General features: G+C 69.3%; 21 protein-coding genes. 9 read left to right on the forward strand and 12 right to left on the reverse strand.

The features are described from left to right. Positions 1–150 precede the first annotated feature (150 nt). Genes G0Q01_RS15320 through G0Q01_RS15345 form a run of 6 tightly spaced genes read right to left on the reverse strand, consistent with a single transcriptional unit; the run spans position 151 to position 6,412 of the window. The gene (locus tag G0Q01_RS15320; protein WP_164196401.1) at positions 151–1,854 is read right to left on the reverse strand and encodes a thiamine pyrophosphate-requiring protein; all 1,704 of its coding nucleotides are present in this window, start codon (positions 1,852–1,854) and stop codon (positions 151–153) included. A gap of 3 nt (positions 1,855–1,857) precedes the next feature. Next, the gene (locus G0Q01_RS15325; RefSeq protein ID WP_108965163.1) at positions 1,858–3,216 is read right to left on the reverse strand and encodes a TRAP transporter large permease; all 1,359 of its coding nucleotides are present in this window, start codon (positions 3,214–3,216) and stop codon (positions 1,858–1,860) included. Then, the gene (locus G0Q01_RS15330) at positions 3,213–3,719 is read right to left on the reverse strand and encodes a TRAP transporter small permease (RefSeq protein WP_164196402.1); all 507 of its coding nucleotides are present in this window, start codon (positions 3,717–3,719) and stop codon (positions 3,213–3,215) included. The genes G0Q01_RS15325 and G0Q01_RS15330 overlap by 4 nt, the downstream gene beginning before the upstream one ends. Continuing rightward, positions 3,719–4,768 carry a TRAP transporter substrate-binding protein gene (locus tag G0Q01_RS15335; RefSeq protein ID WP_164196403.1) on the reverse strand — a complete coding sequence of 350 codons (1,050 nt, stop codon included), beginning with the start codon at positions 4,766–4,768 and terminating at the stop codon, positions 3,719–3,721. Before G0Q01_RS15335 ends, G0Q01_RS15330 begins: the two co-directional genes overlap by 1 nt. A gap of 39 nt (positions 4,769–4,807) precedes the next feature. Next, the gene (locus G0Q01_RS15340; RefSeq protein ID WP_164196404.1) at positions 4,808–6,256 is read right to left on the reverse strand and encodes an aldehyde dehydrogenase; all 1,449 of its coding nucleotides are present in this window, start codon (positions 6,254–6,256) and stop codon (positions 4,808–4,810) included. Positions 6,257–6,274: 18 nt separating this feature from the next. Further along, entirely contained in the window at positions 6,275–6,412 is a 138-nt protein-coding gene (locus tag G0Q01_RS15345) for a hypothetical protein (RefSeq protein ID WP_164196405.1), read from the reverse strand. A gap of 227 nt (positions 6,413–6,639) precedes the next feature. Here G0Q01_RS15345 and G0Q01_RS15350 point away from each other — a divergent pair, with 227 nt between their 5' ends. Continuing rightward, the gene (locus tag G0Q01_RS15350) at positions 6,640–7,515 is read left to right on the forward strand and encodes an AraC family transcriptional regulator (protein ID WP_164196406.1); all 876 of its coding nucleotides are present in this window, start codon (positions 6,640–6,642) and stop codon (positions 7,513–7,515) included. A gap of 40 nt (positions 7,516–7,555) precedes the next feature. Here the strand turns inward: G0Q01_RS15350 and G0Q01_RS15355 are convergent, their stop codons facing one another. Genes G0Q01_RS15355 through G0Q01_RS15370 form a run of 4 tightly spaced genes read right to left on the reverse strand, consistent with a single transcriptional unit; the run spans position 7,556 to position 10,565 of the window. Beyond that, positions 7,556–8,605 carry a dihydropteroate synthase gene (locus tag G0Q01_RS15355; RefSeq protein ID WP_164196407.1) on the reverse strand — a complete coding sequence of 350 codons (1,050 nt, stop codon included), beginning with the start codon at positions 8,603–8,605 and terminating at the stop codon, positions 7,556–7,558. 24 nt (positions 8,606–8,629) lie between these two features. Then, positions 8,630–9,280, reverse strand: a complete 651-nt coding sequence (locus G0Q01_RS15360) for an HAD family phosphatase (RefSeq protein ID WP_164196408.1) — start codon at positions 9,278–9,280, stop codon at positions 8,630–8,632. A gap of 41 nt (positions 9,281–9,321) precedes the next feature. Next, a complete protein-coding gene (locus G0Q01_RS15365; RefSeq protein ID WP_164196409.1) occupies positions 9,322–10,242 on the reverse strand; it encodes a methylenetetrahydrofolate reductase in 921 nt (306 codons plus the stop codon). After that, positions 10,239–10,565: a virulence factor gene (locus G0Q01_RS15370; RefSeq protein ID WP_164196410.1), complete on the reverse strand. Its 327-nt coding sequence runs from the start codon at positions 10,563–10,565 to the stop codon at positions 10,239–10,241. The genes G0Q01_RS15365 and G0Q01_RS15370 overlap by 4 nt, the downstream gene beginning before the upstream one ends. Before the next feature lie 270 nt (positions 10,566–10,835). On the opposite strand from G0Q01_RS15370, the gene G0Q01_RS15375 reads away from it, so the two are divergent. The 6 genes from G0Q01_RS15375 to G0Q01_RS15395 all read left to right on the forward strand — a co-directional run bounded on the left by G0Q01_RS15375 (position 10,836) and on the right by G0Q01_RS15395 (position 17,899). Further along, positions 10,836–11,948, forward strand: a complete 1,113-nt coding sequence (locus G0Q01_RS15375; protein ID WP_164196411.1) for a Ppx/GppA phosphatase family protein — start codon at positions 10,836–10,838, stop codon at positions 11,946–11,948. Between the two features lie 146 nt (positions 11,949–12,094). Further along, positions 12,095–12,811, forward strand: a complete 717-nt coding sequence (locus tag G0Q01_RS15380; RefSeq protein ID WP_108965173.1) for an RlmE family RNA methyltransferase — start codon at positions 12,095–12,097, stop codon at positions 12,809–12,811. Positions 12,812–12,894: 83 nt separating this feature from the next. Then, complete coding sequence (locus G0Q01_RS15385; RefSeq protein WP_164196412.1) at positions 12,895–13,368, forward strand: lipocalin; 474 nt, start codon at positions 12,895–12,897, stop codon at positions 13,366–13,368. Between the two features lie 133 nt (positions 13,369–13,501). After that, a complete protein-coding gene (locus G0Q01_RS26870) occupies positions 13,502–15,211 on the forward strand; it encodes a hypothetical protein (protein ID WP_235940176.1) in 1,710 nt (569 codons plus the stop codon). Further along, positions 15,204–16,472: a glycerate kinase gene (locus G0Q01_RS15390; protein WP_370457277.1), complete on the forward strand. Its 1,269-nt coding sequence runs from the start codon at positions 15,204–15,206 to the stop codon at positions 16,470–16,472. Before G0Q01_RS26870 ends, G0Q01_RS15390 begins: the two co-directional genes overlap by 8 nt. A 461-nt stretch (positions 16,473–16,933) precedes the next feature. Then, positions 16,934–17,899, forward strand: a complete 966-nt coding sequence (locus tag G0Q01_RS15395; protein WP_164196414.1) for an isopenicillin N synthase family oxygenase — start codon at positions 16,934–16,936, stop codon at positions 17,897–17,899. 26 nt (positions 17,900–17,925) lie between these two features. Here G0Q01_RS15395 and G0Q01_RS15400 read toward each other — a convergent pair whose 3' ends face one another. Then, complete coding sequence (locus tag G0Q01_RS15400) at positions 17,926–19,449, reverse strand: MDR family MFS transporter (RefSeq protein WP_164196415.1); 1,524 nt, start codon at positions 19,447–19,449, stop codon at positions 17,926–17,928. Between the two features lie 171 nt (positions 19,450–19,620). Here G0Q01_RS15400 and G0Q01_RS15405 point away from each other — a divergent pair, with 171 nt between their 5' ends. Together G0Q01_RS15405 and G0Q01_RS15410 are read left to right on the forward strand one after the other, a co-directional pair. After that, positions 19,621–20,241 (forward strand): MarR family winged helix-turn-helix transcriptional regulator, encoded by a 621-nt coding sequence (locus G0Q01_RS15405; RefSeq protein ID WP_235940177.1) that lies wholly within the window; start codon positions 19,621–19,623, stop codon positions 20,239–20,241. Between the two features lie 270 nt (positions 20,242–20,511). Further along, the gene (locus G0Q01_RS15410) at positions 20,512–21,123 is read left to right on the forward strand and encodes a 2-hydroxychromene-2-carboxylate isomerase (RefSeq protein WP_235940180.1); all 612 of its coding nucleotides are present in this window, start codon (positions 20,512–20,514) and stop codon (positions 21,121–21,123) included. Between the two features lie 10 nt (positions 21,124–21,133). Here G0Q01_RS15410 and G0Q01_RS15415 read toward each other — a convergent pair. Next, positions 21,134–22,166, reverse strand: a 1,033-nt coding sequence (locus G0Q01_RS15415) for an ATP-binding protein (protein ID WP_370526756.1), incomplete at its 5' end; no start/stop codon positions are given.

Here is a 22,166-nt window from a genome sequence, read left to right on the forward strand (position 1 = left end):
GGCGCTGCCCCTCTCTGCTACGCGGCTCACCCCCGGCGTGTTTTGCAAGAGAAGAAGGGCCCGAGGTGCGACCCGGGCCCTTCTTCTCTTTTCATATACGCAGACCCGGCGGCGGGTCCGCGCGCGCCGCCGGGCAGGAATTGCGCGGTCTCAGCCGGCGATGCGCACGTTGAGCAGCGCGCAGCGGCGCTCTTCGCGGATCACCCTCAGCGCCTCGTCGAGGGCAGGGCGGAGCTGCTCGGGGGTCTCGACGGCACGGGCGAAGGCGTTGCTCGCCTCGGCCACCTTGCAGAAGTCGGGGCTGGGCGCGAGACCGGTGAGCGGCATGACGTTGGCCTTGCCCGCGGCGCCCTCGGGATAGAGTCCGGTGACCGAGGCCCGCACGGCGCCCCATTCGGCGTTGTTGAGGATCACGATCAGGATCGGCAGGGCCAGCGCCTCGGCAATCTGGTGACAGGCCACGGGGTTGGCGAACATGTAGCTGCCGTCGCCGAGCGTGGCGACGCAAATGCGCTGTGGCTCGGCGAGTTGCGCACCGAGCGCCGCTGGGAAGGACCAGCCCAGACCACCGGAATGCGGCTCCTGGAACCAGGCGCGATGCGCGCGGCGCGGCAGCGCGCCGAGCATCGTCCCGAGCTCGGAAAAGACCGTGCTGGGGGCGTCCTGCGCGTCGAGGGCCTCGCCGAGGATGCGACTGACGGCGGGCTTGGTGAGCAGGTCTCCCTGCGGCTGGGCCGCCTTGCGCTGCGCCTCGCGGGCCTTTGCCGTGGTCTCGGCAAGCCGGGCGCGGCGGGGGGCGACGTGATCGCCCTTGGGCAGGCCCTCCATGGCGGTGATCAGCGCGGGGAGCGTCCGGGCGTTCTCGCCGGTGATCGACAGGTCCGAGCGGAAGTTGCGCACCGGGAAGCGCGAGAAGATCGGGTCGGGACCCATGTTGACCACCTTTGCCCCTGGGCGCGGCGCATGGGCGTCGGGCATCCAGGGGGCAAGGCAGTCAAGGATCAGCACCACGTCGGCACCGGCCAGCCATGGGCCGGGATCGGCGCCGACGTGGCAGGGATGGTCGGTGGCGATGGCAAGATGCGTCGCCCACCAGGAGCAAACCGCGATGCCCCAGTCCTCGGCCCATGCCGAGAAGGCCTCGAAGCTTGCCGCATCGCCGGCGCCACGCTGGGCGATGATCAGCGGGGCTTCCGCCTCGGACAGCCAGCGGGCGAGGGTGGCAATCGCCTCGGGGTTCGGCGCGGTCTCGGAGGCGGCAATGGAGGGGGCCGCGTCGAGGCCCTCGGTCGGCACGGGCTCGCAGAGCACCTCGCGCGGGATCGACAGGTAGACCGGTCCCTTCGGGGTGGAGGTCGCGATGGCATGGGCGCGGTCCAGCAGGCCGGTGACCTGCTCGGGGAACTTCAGCTCATACTCCCACTTGGAGGCCTCGCGCACCAGCGCGGCCTGGTCGCGCATCTCCTGTCCCCAGCCGATCGGCACGGTGCGGGCACCAAAGCGGCCCTCTTCGGTGACCGGGGTGCGGCCCGACATGAGGATCATCGGGATATGCTCGCAGGCGGCGTTGATCGCGCCGATGGCGCCATTCGCCAGCCCGACATTGGTGTGCAGCATCACCGCCTGCGCCTTGCCGGTCATCAGGGTGTAGCCATGCGCCATGCCCATGGCGGCGTGTTCGTGCGGCATGACCAGCGCCTGCGGCAGCTCGATGCCCTCGGCGGCCGCCTGGGCCAGCCCCTCGATGATCGGCGGGAAGTCGGTGCCGGAGTTGGCGAAGACGTAGTCCACGCCAAGCGCCTTCAGCCGGGGGAAGATCGCGCCCCCGGCGGTGACGGTCGATTGGTCTTTCATTGTTCAGCCTCCCAGCAGGGTTGGCAGCCAGAGCGTGAGTGCGGGGAAGGCGAGGATCAACGCGACCCGCACCAGCTCGGCGCAGAAGAAGGGGGCGACGCCCTTGAAGGTCTCGATCATCGGCGTGTCCTTGGCCAGTGCCGAGATGATGAAGACGTTCATCCCCACCGGCGGGGTGATCAGCCCCAGCTCGGCGACGATGAGGGCTAGGATGCCGAACCAGACCTTGAGGTCCTCGGTGCTCATCCCGAATCCCGCGCCGTCAGCCGTGGCGTAGAGCCCGCCGTTCAGCTCGACCAGCATCGGCCAGAAGAAGGGGATCACCAGCAGGATCATCGACATGCTGTCCATCAGGCAGCCGAGCAGGATCAGCGCGATGAGGATCAGCACCATGACCATCATCGGGGCCATGCCGCTCTCGGCGATCCATTGCGCCGCCTGCTGCGGCAGGCCGATGCGGGACATGAAGATCTTCATCAGCTCCGCACCCAGCAGGATCACGTAGATCATCCCCGAGGTGCGGGCGGTGGATTTCAGCGCGACGACCATTTCGGCCAGCCCGACGCGGCGCTTGGCCAGACCGTAGACCCAAACGAGGAAGACGCCGACGGCGGCGGCCGGGGTGGGGTTGAAGAAGCCGCCGTAGATGCCCCCCAGAACAAGGCCGAAGATGACCATGACCGGCAGCAGGCCGAGCGTGGCGGTGACGAACTCGGAACGGCTCGCCGCGCCGCCCGCGGGGCCCGAAGCGGGGCGGATGCGGACGTAGATCGCGATGGTCAGGATGAAGAAGAGCACCGCCAGGATGCCGGGCAGCATGGCCGCGGCGAACATGGTGACGATATTGGCCTCGACGATCACCGCGTAGACGATGAGCACCACGGAGGGCGGGATCAGGATGCCCAGAACGCCGCCGGCCGAAAGCGCGCCGGTGGCCAGCGCGCCCGAATAGTTGTAGCGCTTGAGTTCGGGCAGGGCGACCTTGCCCATGGTCGAGGCGGTGGCCAGCGACGAGCCGCAGACCGCGCCGAAGCCCGCGCAACCGGCGATGGCGGCCATGGCGGTGCCGCCGCGCATCCAGCCGAGCCAGGCATTGGCGCCGCGGAAGAGCGCGTGGCTCAGGCCCGCGACCGTGGCCAGCTCGCCCATCAGCACGAACATCGGCACGACCGAGAGGTCGTAGATCGAGAACTGACCGTAGGCGAGGGTTTTCAGCTGGCTCATCAGCAGCATGGGGCCATTGACCAGCGCGATGCCGACGCCGCCGACGAGGATCATCCCGTAGGCAATGGGAATTCGGATTGCGATCAGCACAATAAGGACGACCAGCGACAGGATGCCAAGAGTGATGGGATCGCTCATGTCCGGGCCTCCAAGAGGCTTTCGCGGAAGGTGACGGCGGCGGCGGCAATGAGCAGCGCCAGCGAGGCGAGGATCGGCATGAAGGCCCACCAGATCGGCACCTGAAGGATCGTCGTCGTATAATTGTAGGCCTTCTGGTCGAGCATCCCGAGATACATGCGCCAGACGAGGATGCCGGCGAAGCCGAAGGCGATCAGCGAGGCGAGTGCCCGCAGCACCGCCAGCACCGGGCGAGGGGCGTTCGCCGTGAAGATGTCGGCGGTGACATTGGAGTCGGTGAGCTGGCAGTAGGGTAGGAAGGCGAAGACCGCCACCGCCACGCCCATCTCGGTGAGCTCGAAATCACCCGGAAAGGGTTTGAGCACCACGGCCCCGACGACCGAGGCGACGTTGATCAGCACGATCACCAGCAAAAGCGCGCCGCCCAGCAGCGCCCAGAAGGTGACAAGCCGTGCGACCGCAGCGGAAACTCCGCTGCGGTTCTGAACTTCTGCGGCAAACATCAGTTGCTCATGCTCTCTTCGGCATTGGCCTTGATCCGATCGCGGGCCGTGGCGACCATGGCGGCGCCGTCGATACCCTTGGCAGAGACATCCTCGACCCAGCGGTCGACCACCGGCTCGAGCGCGGTCTGGAAGGCCGCGGTCTCTTCCTCGGTGAGCGTCACATGGGTGTTGCCAGCGTCGGTCGCGACCTTGATGCCGCGCTCGTCGATGCTGCGCCAGATGTTGCCGACCTCGATCAACCAGTCACGGCCCGACGCGTCGCGGAACGCTTTCTGGATGTCCTCGGGAAGACCGTCCCAGCGCGCCTTGTTCATCGAGACCTGGAAGGTCGTCGTGCCGAAGCGGGTCTTGTCCGCACCCTCGATCTGGTACTCGGTCTGGTCCTGCAACTTCAGTGCCGGGATGATTTCCCAGGGGATGAAGGCGCCGTCGACGACCTTCTTCGACAGGGCCTGCGGCAGGTCCGGAACCGGCATCGAGACCGGTGTTGCGCCGAGGGCTTCGATCACCCAGGCACCGGTGCGGGTGGGAATGCGCATCTTGAGCCCTGCGAGGTCCTCCGGCTTGCGGATGTCCTTGTCGACCGTGTGGATGGCCTGGCCCGCGTGGACGTGCAGGAACATCGGCTCGACGCCTGCGTAGTCATCCTTGAGATACGCGTCGTACATGTCGAGCATCGCGAGGTTCGTGGCCACCGGGTCGTTGATGAAGACGTTGGGCAGCTCCATCACCTCGGTGCGCGGGAACAGGCCCGGCGTGTAGCCGTTCACCGTCCAGATGAGATCCACCACGCCGTCGCGCACCTGGTTGATCAGCTCGGGCGGGCGCCCGCCGAGGGTCATCGAGGGATAGATCTCGATCTTCACCTTGCCGCCCGAGTTCTCCTCGACCGCCTTTGCCCAGGGCTCGAGCATGTCGGTCTGCGCCGGGGCCTTGGCCCCCAGGAAATGGTGCAGCTTGAAGGTGTAGTCCTGCGCCCATGCGCCGCCAGCGGCGACGCTCAGGGCCAGGGCCGCGACTGCGGTTCTTGCCAGTTTGGTTTTCATGACGGTTCCTCCCGTTTAAGTCGATCCGATCGCGTCCATTTAGATCGGGTAGTGCAGATCGCCGTCCTGCGTGGTCAGCCAGCGCAATTCGGTAAACTCGGCGACTCCCCACGTGCCGCCGAAGCGACCGTAGCCTGAATCCTTCACCCCGCCGAAGGGCATTTGCGCCTCGTCGTGCACGGTCGGGCCGTTGACGTGACAGATCCCGCTTTCGATGCGCCGCGCGACCGCCATGGCGCGGGCCTGATCGCGGCCGAAGACCGCCGCGGACAGGCCGAACTCGCTCTCATTCGCGACGCGCACCGCTTCGTCGACCGAGCCCACGCGGATGATCGAGGACACCGGGCCGAAGCTCTCTTCGGAATAGAGCCGCATCTGCGGGGTCACCCCGTCGAGTGCCGCTGCGTTGAGAATGGTGCCCTCGCCGCCGCCGCCGATCAGCCGCGCGCCCTTTTGCACGGCGTCCTCGATGAGGTCGCGGATGCGGTCGGCGGCGCCGATGTTGACGAGGCTGCCGAGGGGGGCCTTGCCCTCGGTCGGGTCGCCCGCGGTGAGGCTCTCGACCTTCTCGGCAAAGGCCGCGACGAAGGCGTCGGCGATCTCGTTCATGACGATGATGCGCTCGGTCGACATGCAGATCTGGCCCTGGTTCATGTAGGCGCCGAAACCGGCAGCCGCGACGGCGGCGGGGATGTCGGCGTCATCGAGCACGATGAAAGGCGCCTTGCCGCCCAGTTCGAGCAGCGACGGCTTGAGGTGCCGTGCCGAGAGCTCGGCGACGATCCGGCCGACGCGGGTGGAGCCGGTGAAGTTCACCCGGCGCACGGCGGGGTGGGCGATCAGCGTCTCGACCAGTTCGGGCGCATCCTCGGGCGCGTTGGAGATGGCGTTGACCACGCCTTTGGGCAGGCCCGCTTCGGACACGGCCTCGAGGATCAGCGCATGGGTGCGCGGGCAGAGCTCCGAGGTTTTCATCACCACGGTGTTGCCGCAGGCCAGCGGCGTCGCGATCGAGCGCACGCCAAGGATCACCGGCGCGTTCCAGGGCGCCATGGCGAGTACCACGCCCGCCGGCTGGCGCACCGCGTAGGCGGTCGATCCGGGGCGGTTCGAGGGCACGATCTCGCCCTTGATCTGGGTGGTCAGGCTGGCCGCTTCCAGCAGCATGTCTGCGGCGAGCATGACGTTGAACCGGGCCCAGGCCTCGGTCGCGCCGATCTCGGCCTTCATCGCGGCAACGATGTCGTCGCCACGCGCGGTCAGTGCTTCCGAGGCCTTGATCAGCAGCTTGCGGCGCTGGCCGGGGGCGACGGCGGCCCACTCGGGGAAGGCCGCGGCAGCGGCATCCACCGCGCGGATCGCGTCGGCCTTGCTGGCCGCTGCGGCGCGCGTGGCGACTTCGCCCGACACCGGGTTGGCGCGTTCGAACTCGCGGCTGTCTTCGGCGGGCACATGCTCGCCGTCGATAAAGAGGTTCAGGCTGTCCATGACTTCACGTCTCCTTGGTCAGGTCAATTCGGTTTCAAGCGGCTCTGTCGTGCCGGCGAGCAAAGCGCGCTGCACCGCCGGATCATTGCGCATCGCGTCGGCACTGCCGCCGCCCACCACGCGCTCCGCTTCTCTGGCGGTGGCCGCGAGGGGCAAGCGCGGACACCCTTGCAAGCGGCAGAGCGCGCAGCAGGGCGCGCCGGGTGTTCTGTGTCATGTGGTCCTCCCGGCCGATGCCTTCGAAGCATCCTGTTGCGCCACGGGCAGCCCTCTCCCCGAGGCGTCCTGTGGCGGTGATGAAGAAACTATCCGAAAAATCTGTTGATAAAATGCACGTATGCGGGGATGAATTGGACGCATCAGTCCCTTTACGCGCACAAATCATGAGCACGATGAAAACCTTCCCGCTTCGGCCCTCGGCGCATCACGGCATCACCGCGCATGAGATCCGCAGCCCTCTGGCCGAGACGACCTATGGGCTGCGGGCCGGAAACGCCTGTTTGCTGGCGCTGCAATCGGGGCGCGGCCGGGTGCTGATCGGCGCGCGCGACATGGGAATAGAGGCGCCACGATTTGTCTGGCTGGCCCCGGGGCGGGACGGGGCGTTGAAGCTCTCGCCGGGCAGCCGCGGCGAGCTGGTGATCTTGTCGAAGGGGGCGCTGGCGCGGGTGCTGCCCGGGTCTGCCTTCGGTGACGAGTTGAGCCAAGTCCTGGCGGCAGACCTTTCGGTGGCGCTGGCTGCGCAGCGCGAGCGCGTTGCCCGGCGCATGGCCGAACTGCGCGAGGAACTGGCGGAGAGCGCGCCGGGGGTCGAGATCATGGCCGGGCACATGCTGTCGATGCTGTTGATTCAGCTCTGGCGCGGGGTGAAGGAGGGCCGGGCGCGGCCCGATGTGGCGACGGGCGGGCTGGTGCAGGGCTTCGTGCAACTCGCGGGTCTGCACCTGCGCGAGCACTGGGAGGTGGGCGATTACGCGCGGGCCCTCTGCGTGTCTCGGGACCGGCTGGCGGGGGCGGTGCGTCGCGCCACGGGACGCTCACCGCAGACCTGGCTGCACGAGGCGCTGCACCGCGAGGCGGCGGAGTTGCTGACGAACTCGGGGCTGCAGGTGGCGCAGGTGGGGTTTCGGCTCGGGTTTACCGACCCTGCTTATTTCAACAGGTTTTTCAAACGGATGGAGGGCGTTCCTCCGAGCCGATTCCGGCGCCGCATGGCCAAGCGCAGCGCGCCGGCGACCTCTTACGCGGCCTGGCCGTGACGGAGGGCGCTCGGCGCCGAGCCGCCCGGCTCGCGTTGGGCTAGGCCCGCCGCCGGCGCCCGCCGCGCCGACCGCCACGGGGCTCGCCGGCGCCTTCCTCGCCCTTGTTCATCGCGATCCAGGCGGTGCCGTGCGGGTCCTTGTTCATCAGGAAGTTCGCCGCACGTATCGCCCGCATCTCGGCGCCGGGACCGGCGCTCATCGCCCCCAGCCCGAAAAGCCGCACGAACGCCGCATCCTCCAGCGGCGGCAGGATCACCCCGGCGGCCTCCAGTTCGGCTTTCTTCGCGGCGATCTTCGCCTGGGTCACCGGCATGGCGACGGGGTTCATGATCGCCGAGGTCATCCCCGCGCCGATCGCCATGGGCAGAAAGGCGGTGTTGATCCCGTGCCGGTCGGGAAGACCGAAAGAGATGTTCGAGGCGCCGCAGGTGGTGTTCACCCCGAGTTCCTCGCGCAGCCGCCGGACAAGGGCAAAAACCTGCTGCCCGGCGCTGGCCATGGCCCCCACCGGCATCACCAGCGGATCCACCACGATGTCCTGCGCCGGAATGCCGAAATCCGCCGCCCGTTCGACGATCTTGCGCGCCACGGCGAAGCGCACGTCGGGGTCCTCAGAAATGCCGGTGTCGTCGTTCGAAATCGCCACCACCGGCACGCCGTATTTCTTCACCAGCGGCAGCACGCGCTCGAGCCGCTCCTCCTCGCCGGTGACCGAGTTCAGCAGCGGGCGGCCCTCGGCGGCCTCGAGCCCGGCCTCGAGCGCACCGGGCACCGAGCTGTCAATGCAGAGAGGCACATCCACCACGCCCTGCACCAGCTCGATCACCTGCCGCATCAGCGGTGGCTCGGTGACATTCGGGTCGGGGTTGGAGTTGTAGACCACGCCCGCGTTCACATCGAGCACTGCCGCGCCCGCCGCCACCTGCGCCAGCGCATCGGCGACAACGGTGGAGAAATCGCCGGCCTCCAACTCGGCCGCCAGCTTCTTGCGCCCGGTGGGATTGATCCGCTCGCCGATCACGCAGAAGGGCTCGTCGAAGCCCATGATCACGGTGCGGGCCTTCGACTCGAGTACGGTGCGGGTCATGGGCTCTCCTCCCTCGGGTGTGTCCTATTCTAGCTTGCTCAGCAGCTCGGCGAGCGCCGGGTCGGTGTAATCGGTGATGACGGTCTGCGCCCCGGCGTCCCGCAGCTGCGAGACGCTCAGGCCCGACGAGCGGATCCCGACCGTGTGCGCGCCCGAGGCGGAAGCGGCGCGCATGCCCGAGGGGCTGTCCTCGAAGGCGATGCAGGCGCGGGGAGCCACGTCGAAGGCGCGCATGGCGGCGATATAGGGCTCGGGGTCGGGCTTGGCGCGGCGGCATTCGTCGCCGATCACCAGAAGCTCGATCCGGTCCCGCAGCCCGATGGCGTCCAGCATCACCTCGGCGTTGGCGCGCGGCGCGTTGGTGACCACGGCGATGCGCCAGCCCCGTGCCTGCGCGTGATCCAGCAGCGCCTCTGCCCCGGGCATCGGCGCATGGCCGGCCACGAGCCGGTCACGGAAGCGGGCCTCCTTGAGGTTCGACAGGGCGTGGGCATCCTCGCCGGGGAAAATCTCGGGGAAACTCTCGAGATTGTGCCGCCCGTGGATGTCCGACAGGTACCCCGCCTCTGTCAGCTCGCGTCCGCGTTCGGCGTAGAGATCGGCGAAGACCTCGAAATGCAGCGGGTCCGAGTGAAGCAGCGTGCCGTCGAGGTCGAAGAGGAGTGCCTTGATCATGCCTGTCCCTTGCGCGTTATGTGGCTCGGCGGACAGGCCCCTCAGACGGCGCGTGCGGCCGGCTGCGCGGCGGCGCCGCCGTGGCGGGCGGCCCAGTCCGTCGCAGCAGGGATGCCCCCGAGCGGGAAGAGATGCAACCGCGCGATAGGCAGGTCGGGCTCGGCGGCACAGGCGCGGGCGATCTCGGCGACGAAGTCGGTGGGCTCGTAGGGCAGCAGCAGCTTGCTGACGTCGCGGGCGCGCTTCTGCAGCACTTTCATCGAGGGTCCGACGCCGCAGGTGACGGCGAAGCGGATCAGGGTCTGGAGCTTGGCAGGCCCGGCGATGCCGAGATGGACGGGAAGCGAGATGGTCTCGGCGCGCAGACGGCGCGCCCAGTCCAGCACCGGGGCAGGGTCGAAGGCGAATTGCGTGACCAGCCCCATCGTTGCATCCGTGCGCTCCGAGAAGGCCTGTTTCCAGCGCAGTGCCTGCATCACCGCGCGGTCCGAGCCGTCGGGGTCGATGTCGCGGTTGCCCTCCGGGTGGCCGGCGACGTGCAGCCGGGTGAAGCCGGCGCGGTCGAAGAGCCCGGTCTCGAGCAGTTGCATGGAGGCGTGAAAGTCGCCGCGCGGCGCGGGGATGCCGCCGGCGAGGATCAGACCCTCGGTGATCCCGGCCTCGCCCTGGTAGCGGGCGATCCAGTCCTGGAGCGTGGCGGCATCGGGGATCGAGCGGGCCGGGAAATGCGGCATGACGCTGAAGCCCTCGGCGACGAGACGGGCGGCGGTGGCCACCATCTCGTCGATCGGGGTGCCGTCGATATGGGCGATGTAGATGCGGGTGGATTCGGGCAGCAGGGCGCGGAAGTCGCCGATCTGCGCCGCGGTGCGCGGCATGACCTCGATCGAGTAGCCCTCGAGCGCCGAGGGTGGCAGCTGCGGGGCGGAGGGGCGTCGGCGACGGAAGTTCAGCAGCGTCATCTGGGTCCTTTCCCCTCGGTCGGGCGGTCTGCCCAGCCGTCCTGATCGACCAGCGTGGCAAGACGCTCGGGGCCGAAGTCCTTGTCCAGCCGGGCAGCGAGCGCCGCGGCGATCTGCTGTGCGTCGCCCTGCTGTGGCGGTGCCGGGACGCGGCGCCAGGCCGACAGGTAGGAGTCGGTTCCCTTTGCGCCGCTGCGCATGGCAGCGCGGTCGATGGCGGCCTCGAAACGGGCGGGCAGCACGCATTTTGCCGCGCGGCGACCGGAGCCGACGATCACCTGCGCAGGGATGTCGCGCCAGTAGAGGAGGGTGATTTCGGTCATACCGCCGGGGTCCGCAAGGCCTGTTGCCATCAGTCTAGGATGCGCGCGCCCGGCGACGCGGTCGGTTTTCGACGGCATGAGGGCCGGGAGCGACGCAAGACGATCCCGCGCGGGGCGCAGGTGCCGCGCGCGTCCCGCCTCTTGTCCCCGCGAACGAATATGTGAACGCCCGCTTCAACAACCCGTTCAAACCGGGCGGAAGGTTCTCTTGCGCCGCCTCCTTGCGCCGCGTATCCTGAGCACAACTATATATACGGAAAGGCGCAGAACATGGCGCCAAGGCGTCCCAGAGGTGCGGGCGCTTTCCCGAAACCGGTAGAGAGCCCCGCGCCGAACAAACCCGATCCGAATGCGCTCTATGCGGCGCTGGATCTGGGGACCAACAGTTGTCGCATGCTGATTGCCCAGCCAAAGGGCAGCCAGTTCCATGTGATTGACTCGTTTTCCAAATCCGTCCAGCTCGGGCATGGCCTCGAGCGGAGCGGACGGCTGTCGCGTGCCTCAATGGCGCGCACCGTCGCCGCGCTGCGGGTCTGCCAGCAGAAAATCCGCCGCCACGAGGTGGTGCGCATGCGGCTGGTCGCGACCGAGGCCTGCCGGAGGGCAAAGAACTCCCGCGACTTCATCCGCCAGATCAAGCGCGAGACCGGCCTCGAGATGGAGATCATCCAGCCCGAGGAGGAAGCCCGTCTCGCGGTGATCTCCTGCGCACCGCTGGTCTCGACCCGCACCGAGCAACTGTTGGTGGTCGACATCGGCGGCGGCTCGACCGAGCTGGTGTGGATCGACCTGTCGTCGGTGCCCAACCGCGACCGGCCGCGCGCCATCATGCGGCTGCATTCAGGATTCCATCCGCCGGAAAGCCCGTTTCCCGCCGCCAAGGTGGTCGACTGGATCTCGGTGCCGCTTGGGGTGGCGACGCTGCGCGACCAGTTCAACGATGTGAAGGACGACGCCGCGCGCTACGCGCTGATGAGCTGGTTCTTCGAAGAGAACCTGTCGGAATTCGCGCCCTACAAGGATGCGCAGAGCCGCGAGGGCTTCCAGATCATCGGCACCTCGGGCACGGTGACCACCGTGGCGGCCTCGCACCTTGGGCTGCGGCGCTACGACCGGACCAAGGTGGACGGGCTGCGCATGTCCTCGGACCAGATCGAGGCGGTGATCGGCAAGTACCTCGAGATGGGTCCGGCGGGACGGCGGCGCGACCCGCGGATCGGCCATGACAGGCAGGCGCTGATCATGTCCGGCGCGGCGATCCTGCAGGCGCTCTTGCGGATCTGGCCGACCGACCGGCTGTCGGTGGCTGACAGGGGGCTGCGCGAGGGGCTGCTCTACGCGCAGATGTCGGTGGATGGTGTTCTGGAGGACGGGCCGCTATAGGAGCGGCTTGACTTCGTGGTCCATGCCCGGAAAAGGGGGCGCTGCCCCCGTCTGCCCGTGGCAGACACTCCCGGGATACGCGGGCCGGGAAAATATCTGTAGAAACGACCCCTGACGATAAGTTTGGCTGCAAGAAGAGCGGGACGATGGCGAAGAAACCGGACGGAAAGAACACTTCGGGACGTGGCCAGCGCGATCTGAAGGTCAAGGTGAAGTCGGCGCGCGGGCGCAAGCTCAGCTCGACCCGCTGGCTGCAACGCCAGCTCAACGATCCCTACGTGAAGCGCGCGCAGACCGAGGGCTACAGGGGCCGCGCAGCCTTCAAGATCCTCGAGCTCGACGAGAAGTACCGTTTCCTCGTGCCCGGCGCGCGGGTCGTGGATCTCGGCTGCGCCCCCGGCGGCTGGTGCCAGGTGGCGGTGCCGCGGGTCAACGCGCTCGGCGAGAAGGCGGGCAAGGCGGTGGGCACCGTGCTCGGGGTTGACCTGCAGGAGGTCACGCCGATTGCCGGGGCCGAGATCCACCAGCTCGACTTCATGGAGGATGGCGCCGACGACAAGGTCAAGGAGTGGCTCGGCGGCAAGGCCGACGTGGTCATGTCCGACATGGCGGCGTCCTCCTCGGGGCACAAGCAGACCGACCACCTGCGGATCATCGCGCTCTGCGAGGCGGCGGCCTACCTTGCCTTCGACGTGCTCGAGGAGGGCGGCACCTTCGTCGCCAAGGTGCTGGCGGGCGGGGCCGAGGGCTCGTTGCAGCAGATCCTCAAGCAGCGTTTCGACAAGGTCGCCAACGTGAAGCCGCCGGCGAGCCGTTCGGATTCGTCGGAGAAATTTGTCGTCGCCACCGGGTTCCGGGGCTGATTTCCGCCGCAGGCGGCGTGCCCGCTTGCCCTGCGGCTGCGGCCGCGACAGGCTGCGCCCGAGGTTTCGGGAGTGTGTCGGGTATGCCCATCCATCGTGTTTCAAAGTCCCTCGCGGCGCTGCTGGCGTTGGCGCTGCTGGGCGCCTGCGCGGCCAAGGCGCCGCCCGCGGCGGTGGCGATACCGCTGCGCAATCCGACGGCGCCCGTGGGCTCGCAGGCCGATGCCGGTCTGGCCCGGCTGCAGGGGGATTGGACGGTGACCGAAGGCGCCGGCATGCCCGCGGGGGCGCTGATCGAGATCAGCGGCTCCGAGCTGCGCATCGACGGGGTCGCGCTGCCGCTGACCGAGGAGATGCCGGGGCGTCTTCGGGTCGGGCAGGAAGTCCTCTGGGTCCACTGGATCGACGCCGACAACCGCACGGCTGCTATGGGCGAGCCGGGCGGCGGCCGGGTCTGGATCATGGATCGCCGCGGCGCTCCCGGTGAGCGCAGAGCGGCGGCGCGCGAGATTCTCGACTGGTACGGCTACGATCTATCGCGGATGGGCGCGGGCTGAGGCGGCCTCGGCCAGCGTGGGGCGCTGCAACGCTGCGCGCCACGCCGGGATTGCAGCGGTAAAACCCGGATTTTTCTCGCAATTTGCCAAGGTTTCGGGTGACACTTCCCGAGTAGAAGCCGGTGTTTGTATCATGTCCGAAGATCTGTCCCGCAGCCTTTCGCCACGGTCCATCGCGATGATTGGCCCCGCCGACGAGCTGTCGGCGGTGATCGGAGCGCTGCGCGCCTTTGGATACGCGTGGGACCTCTGGCCCGTGACTGAAACAGGGACGGCGGTGGCGGGCCTTGCCTCGGTGGCCGGAATCGCGGCTTTGCCGGGAGCCCCCGATCTTGCCTATGTGGGGCTGCGGGGCGCGCCGCTGCGCGCGGCGCTGGAGGCCCTCGCGGAGCGCGGGGCGGGGGGCGCCGTCTGCCCGCATCTCGACGCCTCGAGCCTTGCCGACCTCGCCCCATTGCCTCTGCCGGTCTTCGCGGGGGGGCTGCTCTCGGCCTTGAGCCGCCTGCCGCTCTGGCCCGGCGTGGAGGCCATTCGGCCGAGCGCGCGCGGCCCGGCGCTGCTCCTGTCGGAGACCGGGCGCCTCGCACGGTTTCTGTCGCTGCGGCACGGCCTTCCGCTGGCCTGTGCGGTTCCTTTGGGCGGGGCCGCGGGGCCGGGGCTGCTGCCGCTGGCCGCGCAGCTTCTGGCGGACGAGCGGGTGACGGTGCTGGCGATCCAGGCGGACGGCCCGCCAGCGCCGCCGGACTGCCTCGAGCTTGGCCGGCTTGCGCGCCAGCACGGCAAGGCGGTGATTTACTGGAGCCGGAGGCTGGGGCCGGGGCCGGCGGCGCTGCTGAAGCGCGCCGGGATCGCGCATGTCGAGGGGCCCGCGGCGCTGGTCGAGGCCTTGTGGATCCTGCATCTGGTCGGCCCGCTGCCCGCCAATGCGCTCGCCGCCATGGCCTGCGGTCCGGGGCTGGTGGACTGGGCGAAACGGCTCGCCGCCGCGCAGGGGTTGTGCTTTGCGCCGCTGGGGCCGCGGCAGCGCGAGGGACTGGCCCGCGCGCTGCCTCCGGGACGCGCCGTGGACAATCCGCTCGACTGCGCCGGGCTGACCGATGGCGATGCCGTGGCGCTGGCCCGGGTCTTTACCGAGATGATGCTGGGCGACGCGGTGCTCTCGCTGGCGGTGATCCGCCATGTCGGCGAGGGGGGCTGGACCCGGGCGGCGCAGGCCGCGGCGCTGGCGCGCGAGCATGTCGGGATGCCGCTGGCGCTGCTGGCGCCGAACCGGGCCGAGATGACCGAGGCGCGCGCGCTCGAGCTGCTGAAGGCGGGGGTGATCCCGCTGGCCGGGCTGAGCCCGTCGATCGAGGCCTTGCGCGCCGCGATCGAGGCGGGCCGCCTGGCGCCCGGAGGCGAGGCTTTGCTGTTGCCGCGCCCGGGGGCGGAGCCCCCGGTGGTGACGGGCGGCGCGGCGGTGGGGGCGCTTTTCGGTCTTGACCTGCAGCTCGGTGAGCCCGGCGTCGCGCCGATGCATCTTGGGCTGAGTGCCGATCCGGGCTTTGGCTATCTCGCCGAGCTGGCGGCCCCCGCGGGTGCGCGCGCAGCGGGCCTCCTGCCGCTCTCCCCGCGCGCCTGCCGCGATCTGGCCGCGCGGCTTGGCCTCGGTGCGGGGCAGGCGGAGGCGCTGGCAGGGCTGTTGGGCGCGGTGCAGGCGCATGTCGCCGCCTCGGACGGGGCGGTGGCGGGGCTGGAGATTGCGCTCGACCTGGGCCACAACGGTCCGGCCCGGGCCCGGCACATCGAATTGCGCGCCTGGAGCGACACGGACCACGCGCGGAGGAGGACCCCGAGTGACTGACGAAAAGACCTTTCTGACCGGGCTCTTCGAAGCCGCGGTGGCGGCCGCGGATCCCGAGCAGGCCTTGCGCGCCGCGCTCCCCGAGAAGCCCGAGGGGCGCACCGTCGTGATCGGCCTCGGCAAGGGCGCGGCGCAGCTCGCGCGCGCCTTCGAGACGCTCTGGGACGGTCCGATCGAGGGGGTTGTTGTGACCCGCTACGGATATGCCGTGCCCTGCGCGCAGCTCCGGGTCATGGAGGCCGCCCACCCGGTGCCCGACGCGGCAGGGCTCGAGGCGAGCGCGGCGCTCTTCAAGGCGGTCGAGGGGCTGACCGAGGCGGATTTGGTTGTCGCGCTGGTCTGTGGCGGCGGCTCGGCGCTGCTGCCCGCGCCGCCCGAGGGTCTGACGTTGGCCGACGAGCAGGCGCTGAACGAGGCGCTCTTGGCCTCGGGGGCTCCGATCGGGGTGATGAACGCCATCCGCAAGCACGCGAGCCGGATCAAGGGTGGGCGGCTGGCAGCCGCCTGCGCCCCGGCAAGGGTGGTGAGCCTCATCGTCTCGGACGTGCCAGGGGACGATCCCGCGCAGGTGGCCTCGGGTCCGACGGTGCCCGACGCGGTGGACGGGGCGGCGGCTTTGGCGATGGTCGAGGCCTGGAACATCGCGCTGCCCGACAACCTCCTTGCGCATATGCGCAGCGCGGCCGCTGCCGCGCCGCAGCCGGACGATCCCGTCTTCGCCCGCAACGAGGTGAAGGTCGTCGCCTCGGCCCGGCTGTCTCTGGAAGCCGCCGCGGCGAAGGCCGAGGCGGCGGGCCTGCCGGCGGTGATCCTGTCGGACGCCATGGAGGGCGAGGCACGCGATGTGGGACGGGTGCATGCGGCGATGGCGCGAGAGGTGGCGACGCGAAACCGGCCCTTTGCCGCGCCGGTGGTGATGCTCTCGGGCGGCGAGACCACGGTGACCCTGCGCGGCAAGGGCGGGCGCGGCGGGCGCAACACCGAGTTCCTGCTCGCCTTTGCCCATGCCATCGACGGGGTGGAGGGCATCCATGCGCTTGCCGCGGACACCGACGGGATCGACGGCACAGAGGAAAATGCCGGGGCCTTTGCCGATGGCAGCAGCGCGGCACGGCTGCGCGCGGCGGGGGGAGATGCCATGGCGGCGCTCTCGCGCAACGACGCCTGGGGGGCTTTCGACGTGATCGGTGATCTCTTTGCGCCGGGGCCGACCGGCACCAATGTCAACGACTTCCGCGCGGTGCTCATCAAGGGGCACTGACGAGGTCGTTCGAGGGAGCTCGCAAAAGCCCTTTCGGGGCTTTCTTTCCAACGGGTTGCAGCGTCACCGTACCGTCACTTGGGCGTCACGAATCCGTGATGCCGCCGGGGCATCCTGAGATCGCCGGGGCAAGGGGACGCCCTGGCGCTTCAACCCCGGGGACACGTGCCATGATGGTCATCGATCCGTTTCGTTTCGTGCTGACCTGCTGCTTCCTGCCAGCACCGAACGGCCGCTTGGCGCAGCTTTTCCGCCGGGGACGCGGTTGAGCCCATCCAGGCGGCGCATCGCGCGCGTTTGGCCCGATCGCTCGGCCCGGTCCGGGTGAGTTGGCACAAATCCGCGCAACCGCGCGAGCCAAACCGCTTGCGAAGCCCTTCGGAAGGTGGAGAATTGTCGGAACCTGCCCGGACCGCGACCTGAGGCCACCGGGTGGCTCGGTCCACGGAGGGAGAGCGGCGATGATCCCCGTCCTCGATTTCGAAGATCTCAGCGACGATCCCGAGGGATTTGCCTTCGCACTCGGGCAGGCCTGCCGCGAGGATGGCTTCTTCCTGCTGGCCAACCCGCCGATCTCGCCGGAGCTGCTCGCGCGGGTCTTTGCCGCCTCAGCCGCCTTCTTCGCTTTGCCCGAGTCCGCCAAGCTGCCGCTGTCGATCGAGGGCAATCCGCGCAACCGGGGCTGGGCGCGCATCGGCTCCGAGCAGCAGGACGGGGCGGATCATCCCGACCGCAAGGAGGCCTTCAACATCGGGCTCGAACTTTCGCCCGACGACCCGCGGGTGCTCGCAAAGGAGCCCTTCCGCGGGGCGAACCTCTGGCCGGCGTTGCCGGATTTCCGCGACTCGATGCTGGAGTATTACGCCGAGATGTGGGCGCTGGGGGCGAAGCTGCACGAGGCGGTGGCGATGGACCTCGGGGTGCCGCTGGATTTCTTCTCGCCGCATTTCAGCGAACCGATGGCGACGCTGCGTCTGCTCCGCTATCTGCCCGGCACCGGGGCCGCGGACGAGCGCGGGGCCTCGGCCCACACCGATTACGGCGCGTTGACCCTGCTCGCGACCGACGGCGAGCCGGGGCTGCAGGTGCGCCCCCGAGGCGGGCACTGGATGGATGTGCCGCAGCTGCCGGGTGCGCTCATCGTCAATATCGGCGACTGCCTGATGCGCTGGACCAATGACATCTATGTCTCGACAACCCACCGCGTGCTGCCGCCGGTCCGCCCGCGCCATTCGGTGGCCTTCTTCCTCGATCCCAATCCCGAGAGCCTGATCGCGGCGCTTCCCGGCACCGGGGCGCCGGTCTACCCGCCGGTTCGGGCGGTGGACTACCTGCGCTCTCGACTGGAAAGCACCGCGCCCGACGAGCCGTGGTCTGCGGACACGGAAGATGACGCCAGTGGGCAGGCTGCGGGCCTCGCCTCCTGATTTGGGGCGGCGCTGGCTTCGGCGCGTCAGTCCTCGAGCGGGCGCTCCTTGAGCAGGAATCCCACTGCGCAGGCCACTGCCGCCCCGGCCGCCGCGATGAAGAACACCGGGTGCAGGGCGGTGCTGAACCCCTCGATGATCGCCTGCTGCTGCGCCGCGGGCAGCGCGTGGACCATCTCGGCGCTCATGCTTCGGATGCCGTCGCCCATGCCTTCGGGCAGCTGCCCCTCGAGGTTGCGCGCGAGGCCGAGGCCAAAGATCGCCCCGAAGCCCGCGGTGCCGATCGAACCGCCGATCAGCCGGAACATGTTGGCGCTGGCGGTGCCGACGCCGATCATGCTGCGCGGCACCGAGTTCTGGATCGCCGTGACGCCAACGCTGAACACCGGCCCGAGGCCGAGCCCCACGCCCACCATGTTGAGCGCCAGCAGCCACAGCGGTGTGTCGCCCGACAGCCGTGTGAGCGCCAGCATCGACAGGCAGAGCAGCGCCGTCGACAGGATCGGCATCACCTTGTAGGTGCCGCGCTTCGACATGATCCGACCGGCGCCGATCGAGCCGCCCAGCAGCCCGCCCATCATCGGCACGAGGAACAGGCCCGACTGCGTCGGCGAGATGCCCTTGGCCACCTGGAGGAAGAGCGGCAGGAAGGTGATCGTCCCGAACATCGCCATGCCGATGAGAAAGCCCATGGAGTTCACGGTCACGAAGGCGTTGTTCCGGAACAGCGACAGCGGCAGGATCGGCTCGGGCGCGCGCCGCTCGACCAGCACGAAGCCCGCAAGCGCGGCAAGGCCGAGCGCGGCCAGCGCCAGCACGCCGGGGTGACTCCATGCCAGCACGCTGCCGCCCATGTTCGAGATCAGCACTGCCGAGGCGAGGATCGTCGCCAGCAGCACAGCGCCTGCGTAATCCACCGACTTCCGGCTGCGGTCCGTGCGCGACGGCAGGGCCATGCCCAGCACCACGAAGGCGAGCGCGCCGACGGGGAAGTTGACGAAGAAGATCCAGTGCCATGACCAATGCTGCACGATGAAGCCGCCAAGCAGCGGGCCGATCACGGTCGACACGCCAAAGGCCGCGCCCATCAGCCCCTGCGCCTGGCCGCGCTGGCGGGCGGGCAGCAGATCACCGACCACGGCCATCGAGGTCACGATCAGGGCGCCAGCGCCCGCGCCCTGGATCAGGCGCCCGGCGATGATCATCCCCATGCCCGTGGCAAAGCCGCAGAGCACGGCGCCTGCAAGGAAGACGCCGATGGCGCTCTGCAGCACCGCCTTGCGGCCGTAGAGGTCCGAAAGCTTGCCGGCGATGGGCGCGCCGATGGTCGAGGCCATCAGGTAGGCGGTGATCACCCAGGTTATATGCTCCATGCCGCCAAGGTCGGCGACCATGATCGGCATGGCGGTCGACACGATGGTCTGGCCCAGCGAGGCGAAGAGCAGCGTCGCCGCCACCGCGATCAGCGCAAGTCGCACCACGGCCGGATCGTGCGTGGCGGGGGCGGCGCCGGGCTCGGACAGATCAACGGGATCGGCGCGGTCACTCATGCGCGGGGCTCCTAAGGGCTGGATGGCCCGGCGGCATGGCAGGGCAAGCAGGGCGCGCACGATCGACCGTCGGGCGAGTCGCGAGGGCACCTTGCGAAAAATGATTGCTGAGGGCATATATGTGCCGAAGGCATATACATGTCAACAGCACGTAATTTGGAGCGCGCCACCATGCCGGACAAGGACGCGAGAATCCGGGAGCACCTGCGGCAGGCGGGGATAGACGACACCTCTGCGCAGGCGGCGATCGAGATCGACGTGGCGCTGCAGAAGTGGCGGCGGCGGGTGATGAAGCGCGAGCTTGGCGAGCGCGCGCTGGTCGATCTCGGGCTGTCCATCGACCTTGCGCAGCTCGACGTCCTGCTCGCGGTGCGTGCTCCCGAGGGAGAGTTCGATGATGCCTCTGCCTGTGCGGAGGATGCCGAGACCATGGTGTCGACTGTCGCCGCGCGGCTGCGGATCGATCCCTCTCGCGCCAGCCGTATCGCCTCGGAGCTCATCCGCATGGGGCTGATCCGCCGCGCGGTGAGCCAGCAAGATGCCCGCCGCTCGGTGCTCGAACTGACCCCGCCGGGTGCCGAGATCGTCTCTGCGGTGCGGGCCTACAAGTTCCTCGTGCTCGGCAGCTTCCTGAGGGACTGGGGCGCCGAGGAGATCGCGCTCTTCCTGCCGCTGCTCGATCGCTTCAGCGCCTGGTCTGACCGCGCCGGGCAGCACAGCCCGGAGGTCGCCGAGCGTGTTGCCGCATTGCGCGAGGCGCTTGCGGCGCTGCCCTCCGAGGACCTCGGCTAGGGCCGGCCAGGGCCGCGCTCAAAGCGTTTCAAAACTGCGGAGAATGCGGGCTTTCGCGGGGCCGTCTTGGCGGGATCTTGCCGCTCGCCTTGGGCAGTCGCGGTCTCTTCACCGCGTCGCCGGCTCGTCATGAGGCAGCAGCGTTGACCGTTTCGCCGGCATTTGGCCTCATTGATACAGAGTGTCCGGCCCCGCGCGGCCCTGCCAGCCGAGATCCCCGCCGGGCGTGATCGCATTGATGCTGCCCACCAAGCCATCCCGGAGTCCCGAATGAGCCTGCCTCCCGTGATCGACTACTTCTTTGCACCGATGTCGGGCTATGCCTACCTCGGCCATCAGGAGTTGATGGGGATCGCGCGGCGGTGCGGAGCGAAGGTGCGGTTCCTGCCGATGGAGGTGGCGCGTGTCTACGAGGCCGCCGGGGTGACGCCGCCCTACGACCACTCCGAGCCGCGCCGCAGCTACCGGATCGAGGATCAGGCCCGCTGGGCGGCGATCCGCGGGTTGCGCATGGCCGCCATGCCGCCGAGTTGGCCGACCGACCCCCGGCTGGCCTGCCGCTGCATCCTTGCCGCCGGGCGATTGGGGCTGGATCAGGATGCCGTGACCTTTGCCTGTCTGCGCGGGGTCTGGGCCGAGCACCGCAACATCGCAGACCCGGGCGATCTGCAAGAGGCCTTCGAATCCATCGACCTTCCGGCAGCGCGAATCCTCGCATTGGCGCAGACCGAAGATGTCCGGGACGAAGCCGAGACGGTGACCGACGACGCCATCTCCAAGCAGATTTTCGGCTCGCCCACCTACCTGCTGCACGGCAAGCGCTACTACGGGCAGGACCAGTTCGACTTTCTGCGCGAGGCGCTGCAGCGCGCGGCCGCCTGACCCTGACGGCCTAGCGCGCTTCTTCGGGAAGCTCCCCGCTTTCGTAGCTCAGCATCTGCCCGCCAAGATCGCGGAAGGCGCGCTGGCGGCAGGTGAGCACGAGGATCTGAAGATCGCCCGCCTGCCGGTGCAGCGCGTCGAACATCCGCTCGATACGCGTGTCGTCGGTATAGACCAGCGCGTCGTCGAGGATCACCGGGGCATGCCGCCCGCCGCGCGCCAGCAGCCGCGCAAAGGCCAGCCGGACCAGCAGCGCGATCTGCTCGCGGGTGCCGCCCGAGAGCACTTCCATCGGCTCCTCCTGACCGCCGCGCAACAGCGCACGCGGCAGGGCGCTGTCCTCATCGAAGACCAGCTCGGCCTCGGGCCAGAGTAGGCGCAGCAGCGGCGCAAGCTCGCGGGTGACCGGCTCGAAGTAATGCTCGCGCGCCTCCGAGCGGGCGGTTTCCAGCGTCTCCTTCAGCAGCACCAGCGTGTCGCGCTCAAAGCCGTAGCGCGCTGCCCGCTCGGTGGCCTTGGTCAGGGCTTCCTCGGTGGCGGCAAGCTCTTCCTCGACACCTTCGCCAGCGCGCAAGGTGATCTCGGTGTCGAGCGCCGCCTTGCGTTCAGAGAGCTCGCGCTGGCGCTTCGCGGCCTGATCCAGCACTGCCTGCGCCCGGGTCAGCGTGGCCTCGGCACTGGTCAGGTCTGGGGCCTCGCCCTGCAGAGCCGCGAGCGCTTCGCGGGCGGTCGCGAGCGCGGTCTCGACCTCGGCCTGCGCTTCGGCGAGCGCGGTGGCGGCGGTATCGGGGTCCTCGGGGAGCGTCTCGCGCAGTTCGGCGAGGCGCGTGGCGGCGGCCTCGCGGGTGGTGAGGGCGCGGATCTCGGCGAGCCGGGCCTGTTCGTCGCGGCCCCGGGCGCTCTCGAAGGCGGTCTCGGCGGCGGCGAGCGCGTCTTCGGCCCGGCGCAGCGCCTCTGCGGCGCTCTCGGGATCGGGCGCGCCGACGATCTCGCGCGGGGCGGGCAGGGCGGCGAGCGCATTCTCCAGCGCCCGCAGCCCCTCG

Source organism: Salipiger sp. PrR007 (genome assembly GCF_010499845.1).
Classification (GTDB): domain Bacteria; phylum Pseudomonadota; class Alphaproteobacteria; order Rhodobacterales; family Rhodobacteraceae; genus Salipiger; species Salipiger pacificus_A.